Genomic DNA, 4,613 nt, shown 5'->3' with positions numbered 1-4,613 from the left:
ACCTTGTCATGTCCCCATTGTCCCAACGCTTCATCAAGAGACTTCGAAAAGCCGTAGTCGGTCATCGAGGTGAAGTACTGGGCATCCAGACCGTAGTAGCGGCCGGCCTGCAACAGCTCCTCTGTACGGACCAGACCGAGGGCATCCCAGTAATCGGAGGACATCACGTTTGCTCCGCCTTCACCGCGGTCCAACGTCAGCAGCGCCACGCGCGCACCGACACCGCGGCTATGGTAGGCCAGGGTCGCTCCGTCCTCGTCATCCGGATGCGCCACAATCATCATCAGACTGGCGCGTGTCTGCAGGCGCTTCAACGACTGCCACAGCGCGGCGGCCCCTTCATCCGCGGCGATCGGCCTTGCGTCGGCCTGCGGGCGCGCCTGAAAGGCATGTGCGGCCGGGATCGGTCCCGCAAACAACACGGGAGTCAGCGCCAGTACAGTGAACTTTCTGACAAACAGCATAAAGATCTTTCATCTCCTTGCGGCCGGACCGCGATCCGGCCGCTCATATTGACTCGATATCAGAAGTAGAACTTGGCAGCCATCTGTACCTGGCGTGCGTTGTTAACTACGCTGCTGATCTTTCCAAACGTGCCGGGGGTTGCAATGCTGGAAGCCGGAGCCGCCAGGTTGGGATGGTTCAATGCGTTGAAGAACTCAAAACGAAGCTCCAGCTTTCGGACATCGGTGAACTCGAACTGTTTGAAGAGGCTAAGGTCCTCATTGTGACGTCCTGGTGCAGCATAAGGACGCGGCCGGCAGCTCCCAAAGGCGCCTGTCGCCGGCTGAGAGAATGCCGCCGGATTGATATAACGGCCCGTCGCCGACTGGGTCGTAACCGCCAGGCGATCACGCGTCGCTCCGGCAAAGCCGTCTGAGAGGCAGTTAGCGTACATCGCATGGCTTGAACCGGTCTGCGTCAGGTCGGTAGCTGTCACGTTGAATGGATTTCCCGCCTCCATCGTAACGATGGCATTGACCTGCCAGCCACCGACCAGCTTCGATGCCGTCGAGCCATTATTCAGTACCAGGCCGTTGCGGCCGATCGGCAGCCTCCACTGCGCATTCGCCACAAAGCGATGGCGCTGATCGAAGGGCGATTGCGAGTACTCGTGTGCATAGTCATAGGCATTTTGTGGGGTGGAACCTGCGGTGAGATTATCCGCGTAGTCGCTGAAGGCATGCGCCCACGTATAGCTGAACTGGTACGCGAGGCCATTCTTCATGGGCCGGCGCAGACTGGCTACCAGGCCGTGATAGTTGGTGTTGCCGTCGTTAGTCGCCTGCTCGAGGAAGGCATGCAGAGTGCCRGAGTTCAGATTGGCATAGGGAAAGATCACGTTCGGCGTTGAGCCCGTATAGCCGGTAATCAACCCCTGGTTGGCGTTCCGCAGGCGGTTCATCTTGTGTCCGAAGTTCCCTACCCAGATGGTCTCAAGCACCATGTTGCTGGGCAACTGAATCTGCGGTCCAAAACTCATCTGTTGAACGTAGCTGGTACGCTGATTCGAGTCCTGCCAGTTTGACTTCTGGATATAGAGCGGTGTTGTCGCATTGGCATACGTCGCTCCCGGGAAGCCGTTCTGCAGGAAGAAGACAGGGGTGCTGCCTGCGATGGTGCGGGAGTCGTTCACGAATTTCAGGAAGGGTTGATTCTGAGCCAACTGCGACTCAGACCCGATACGGTTAATGTACTGGTAAAAGACACCGTATCCACCACGTAGAACGATCTTATCCGTCGCCTGATAGCTGAAGCCGACGCGCGGAGCAAAGTTGTTCTTGTCCGGATTGATGAGAGCTCGTTGCGCCCATCCGCCACTACTCGCCACCGTCAGTGATCCGCCATTAGCAGTATTGAAGTTCGAGAGCTGATTGGTCCGGTTCAGCATAGGCGAATACAGCTCATAGCGGGTTCCATACGTAATGGTCAGGTTCCGCGTTGCACGCCAGGTGTCCTGCCCGAAAAAGGAGTTGCCATACAGGAAGTTATGGACGACCAGTGCGCTGTTGTAGATGGTCTGATTCACATTGCCCAACAGGAAGTCCGCAAAACCAAATCCATTGCTATTGGTGAACAGACCAGAGAAACCCATATAGCCCTGCGGAGCCTGCAGATCGAGGAAGGTCGACGTGTTGCGGTGATACTCATAGCCAAGCATCAGACTGTGATTCCCCTTCAACTTAGTAAAGGTATCCAGGAACTGATACACCTGCGCTGCCTGAAACTGTGGACGGTACAGATCCACGCCAATCCTTCGAAAACCGCCGGAGATACTCATGGGCGGCAGGCCGGCGGAGTAGGAAGAAACTGGAACGCCAGAGAGTCCGACATCGCCTGCAGCCGATGCTCCCAAGGTGAGTCCAATGGGATCGCTATGCGCACTGTCGCGGCTCCATCCAAAACGCGCCTGATTTACAGCAGAGGACGAGAAGACGGTTGTCCATCCCAGTGCAAGCCCCTGGTTGCGGATCTTGTAGTCGGTTGCGAACCCGCCATTGCCGACCGTCGGGTTTGACGTCCACGGCGGATCCTGGCGGTGCTGGTCCAAAAAGCTGTAGCGGCCAAAGATCGAGTGACGCTCGCTGATCTTCTGATCAATGCGCGTGTCGAACGAGTTCACCTGCTGGGGAAGCTGATAGCTAAACCTGTAGTTGCTCGAACCGTCCCATTTGTTATTCAGGCTCTGGATGTTATTCGGATCGGGGAGTAATGCAAGAACGCGGCGTGCTACAGGATCAATGCAGTTAGGATTTACCACTTTGAGAACGATGCAACCTATTTGTCCCGGAAGTGTCCCCGTCGGATTGTAGGCCGCAACCTCACTCAAATCACCCGATTTCATCGCCGCCGAGGGCACGACCGAGTACACGGTCGTCTGCTGGGTGCTGCGTAGCCCCTGGTAGTCTCCGAAGAAGAACAGACGATCGTGGCGAATCGGGCCACCGAAGGTTCCACCGAACTGGTTCTGGCTGAAGTTGCCCTTCGCAACCTTGGGCGTCGCATGATTGTTGGCCCAGCTATTGGCGTCGAAGACGCTGTTGCGGGCGTACTCCCATGCACTGCCATGGTTCCAGCAGCGCCAGATCGGCATAACGGCGGGCGTTCAGAGGAAGATCGTTGATCTGGGTTGTACTGACGACGTTGCCTACATCAGCCGACTGCGTCTGCAGGCCCAGGACCTCGGCGCTGACCTCCACCGTATCGTTCTGACTGCCCGCCTTCAGCTCAAAATCAACTTGCGCACGTGTCTTGACGTGCACTTCGACGCCCGTCTGCTTCGAGGTGCCGAAGCCGGGAGAGGCCACCTCCACCTCATACGTTCCCGGAATCAGAGCAAGCGCCTGATACACGCCGTCCTGATTGGTTGTCAGCGTCGTGGTAACGCCGGTAGCTACGTTGCGGATGGTTACGGAAGCCCCGGCGATGACGGCGCCGCTGACGTCGCGCGCCGTGCCGGTAATGGATCCATTGTCGAGCTGCGCATGTGCGTGGACGGCTCCGAGAAGAAGACACAGAGGAAGAAGGAGGCGAATCAGAACCGTCCGTTGAAAGATGTTGGAGAATGCGGGGACCACAGTGACAAACGAGCTCATCGACTGCCTCCTAAGGAGCGGATTAACCGGAAGCGGCCCCTGCAGCAAGGGTGACGGAACCAAGCTTCCGGTGTTCCGATATCGGTATCGTTATCGGTAACGTAAAGCCGCCAAACTTTCTCTGTCAACAAAATTTTATGGATTTTTTATCGGCTTTGCGCTCTTATCCGCGCTGAACGGCCGCTTCCCTGAGCCATATAGTGGCGAAACTCCTTCGGATCGGGCAAACCGTGTGAGCCGCCCGGATAGGCCGCCGACAGGCTTCCGCAGATATTTCCCGCCCGCAGGCAATCGGCCCAGTCCGATCCGTGGAGAAAGGCATGCAGGAAACCGCCATCGAATGCATCTCCGGCACCGGTTGCATCCACTACTGCGATGGGCAGTGCCGGTTCCCGATAGATCTTGCCATCGGCCATCAGCATGGCGCCGCGGCGGCCAAGTTTAACGACAGGCACGCGGACCCACTCCTGCAGCTTCTCCAAGGCCCGCACAGCATCACTGGCCCCGGTGATGGCCTTCGCTTCGTTCTCGTTGGGAAAGATGAATTCGCAGTGGCGCACGATGGAGTGGATCTGCGAAGGAGACAGATCAGGATTCCAGCCGAAGTCGGCGGATACCGTAATGCCGGCTTCCCGCAGCTGCTTCAACACCGGGATCCACTGCTTCGGACGACGTAGAGCGCAGGCGAAGTGTACATGCCGCGCGCGATGCAGCTTCTGTTGTACCGCTGGATTGGAAAGCAAGTCCTCCAACCGCTGATTGATCGGATCGTGCGTCACCATCATCCGGTTGGAACGGTAGGCCATCGAAACCGTCAACGCCGTCGCATAATCCTTGTTGATCTCACAGGCGCTGACATCCAGTCCTTCCGCCATCAGGGCATTCCATGTGGGCAGACTCGCGGCGTCCGTTCCAACCCGAGTTACGATTCCGGTGGCAGACCCCAATCTGCTGGCAGCGATCGCTGCGCGGGCCAAGCCACCGCCGGGAGCGATCAGGAAGCTATCGGTCTTTACC

General features: G+C 57.7%; 4 protein-coding genes. All 4 read right to left on the bottom strand.

Annotated features, from left to right (window positions below; genetic code table 11):
* The coding region (locus AB4043_RS19340) for a PIG-L family deacetylase (protein WP_442307815.1) at window positions 1–464 on the bottom strand (464 nt) is incomplete at its 3' end.
* 59 nt (window positions 465–523) lie between these two features.
* Window positions 524–3,094 carry a hypothetical protein gene (locus AB4043_RS19335; RefSeq protein ID WP_442307814.1) on the bottom strand — a complete coding sequence of 857 codons (2,571 nt, stop codon included), beginning with the start codon at window positions 3,092–3,094 and terminating at the stop codon, window positions 524–526.
* Entirely contained in the window at window positions 3,021–3,596 is a 576-nt protein-coding gene (locus AB4043_RS19330; protein ID WP_442307813.1) for a carboxypeptidase-like regulatory domain-containing protein, read from the bottom strand. Before AB4043_RS19330 ends, AB4043_RS19335 begins: the two co-directional genes overlap by 74 nt.
* Before the next feature lie 146 nt (window positions 3,597–3,742).
* Window positions 3,743–4,613, bottom strand: an 871-nt coding sequence (locus AB4043_RS19325; protein ID WP_442307812.1) for a carbohydrate kinase family protein, incomplete at its 5' end; no start/stop codon positions are given.

Origin of the sequence: Terriglobus sp. YAF25, assembly GCF_052113305.1 — a bacterium.
Lineage (GTDB): Bacteria > Acidobacteriota > Terriglobia > Terriglobales > Acidobacteriaceae > Terriglobus.
The sequence above is the reverse complement of the archived record's forward strand: the minus strand, read 5'-3'. Positions and strand labels throughout refer to the sequence as shown.